Below are 2,353 nucleotides of genomic sequence, written 5' to 3'. Positions count from 1 at the left end.
TCCGGCGTCCGCACCACCTGCGCCCCGAACAACCCCAACACCGACTCGCCAGAGACGGAGGCGGACGTGTCATTCCAGTCCACCAACACCCGCTGCCGCTCGGCCGGATCAAGAACCTCCACCGCCGACAGCCGTCGGTCGGGGTCCGCCAGCAGCCGGTCCAGCACCGCGACCCAGCGGTCGGCCAGCGTCCGCGCGGTCCCGGGATCGAAGAGGTCGGTCGCGACCGTCACCGCACCCCGTACCCCGGCCGGAGCTCCGTCGCTGTCGTGCGTCTCTCCGACCATCACGTCCAGGTCGAACTTCGCCGCCGGACGATCGGTCGAGAGCAGTTCGACCTCGAGGCCGGGCAGCGCCACGGTCGCTTCCGCGGTGTTGTGCATCGTGAGGACGACTTGGAACAGGGGGTGCCGCGCCATGGAACGGGTCGGAGCGAGCTCCTCCACCAGCCGCTCGAACGGCACGTCCTGATGGGCATACGCCCCCAGCCCCGACTCGCGTACACGGGAGAGCAATTCACGGAACGTCGGATCGCCGGACAGGTCCGTCCGCATCACCAGCGTGTTGACGAAGCAGCCGACCAGTTCGTCCAGCGCCTCGTCCGTCCGGCCCGCGATCGCCGAACCGATCGGGATGTCCGTCCCCGCACCCAGCCGGGACAGCGTCGCCGCGAGCGCCGCCTGCAGCACCATGAACACCGTCACGCCTTCGGCGCGGGCTGCCTCCACCATCCGCCCGTGCAACTCTGCCGGCATCTCGAACACGGCCGAGTCGCCTCGGTGCGACGCGACCGCAGGACGAGGTCGGTCGAACGGAAGACCCAGCTCCTCCGGCACACCCTCCAGCGCGTCGCGCCAGTACGCGACCTGCCGCGACATCAGACTTGCTTCGTCGTCCTCGGCCCCCAGGAGCTCCCGCTGCCACAGGGTGTAGTCGGCGTACTGCACCGGCAGCGGACTCCACTCCGGAGCCCGGCCCTCCAGTCGCGCCCCGTACGCCTGCGACACATCACGCGCCAAGGGCGCGGTCGACCACCCGTCACCCGCGATGTGATGCACCACCAAGGCGAGCACGTGCGCATCGGGCCCGAGCTCGAACAGCCATGCCTTCACCGGGACTTCGGCGGCGAGATCGAAGGCGTACGCAGAGATGCGAGCCAGTACGTCAGGCAGTTCCGTGGCAGAGATCCGTTCGGTCGGCAGGTCCCAGCCGATCTCGTCCAGGTCAAGGACGTGCTGGTACGGCTCGCCGTCCGCCACCTGGAACACCGTGCGCAGCGACTCGTGGCGCGCCATCACGTCCCTCAGCGCGGCGGACAGTGCCTGCCGGTCCAGCCGTCCGTCGAGCCTCAGCGCCACAGGGCTGTTGTAGGTCTGGCTCGGTCCCTCCAACTGGCCGATGAACCACAGACGGCGCTGCCCGTACGAGAGCGGCACGCGCTCCGGGCGCTCCATCGGCACCAAGGCCGCGCGGGCCTGGTCCGCTTCGGCGAGCAGTGCAGCCAGGCCCGCCACTGTCGGCGCCTCGAAGAGCTCGCGGATCCCCACCTCCACGCCGAGCAGCGCCCGCATCCGGCTCACCAGCCGTACGGCCAGCAGTGAGTGTCCGCCGAGGGTGAAGAAGTCGTCGTCGACGCCGACCCGCTCCACTCCCAGGACCTGCGCGAAGGCCTGGCACAGGATCTCCTCCTGCACCGTCGCCGGCCCCCGCCCGACACCCGCGCCCGCCGCCGCGTAGTCCGGGGCCGGAAGAGCAGCACGGTCCAGCTTGCCGTTGCCCGTCAGCGGCAGCGCCTCAAGGACCAGTACCGCGGACGGGACCATGTGCTCCGGCAGCCGCGCAGCGGCGAAGGACCGCACCGACTCGACAAGCGCCGCATGATCGGTGTCCGCATCATCCGGTACGACATAGGCGACCAGACGCATCTCCCCGGGCACGTCCTGCCGGGCCACCACAGCTACATGCCCCACCTGCGGATGTGACGCCAGTACCGCCTGCACTTCGCCCGGCTCGATCCGGAACCCGCGCACCTTCACCTGGTCATCGGCACGCCCGGCGAACACCAGCCGGCCGTCCGCACTCCACCGGGCGCGGTCCCCGGTCCGGTACATCCGCTCCCCGGACCCGAACGGGCAGGCCACGAACCGCTCACCGGTCAGGCCCGGCCGTCCCACATAGCCCCGCGCCAACTGCGCGCCCGCGACATACAGCTCCCCCACCACACCCACCGGCACCGGCTGCAACGCCGCATCCAGAAGGTAGAAGCGGGTGTTCGCGACCGGTCGGCCGACCGGAATCACCCCCGCCGCCGCATCCTCCGCAGACAGGGCACCCGTGGCGACACCGATGGTGG

1 protein-coding gene is annotated in these 2,353 nt (G+C 70.6%); it reads right to left on the bottom strand.

What is annotated here, in order from left to right; genetic code table 11:
* On the bottom strand, positions 1–2,353 hold a 2,353-nt coding region (locus ACWGN5_RS41820; protein ID WP_453524268.1), incomplete at both ends, for a condensation domain-containing protein.

Source organism: Streptomyces sp. NPDC055815 (assembly GCF_053616475.1).
This window is presented reverse-complemented; position numbering and strand designations above follow the sequence as displayed.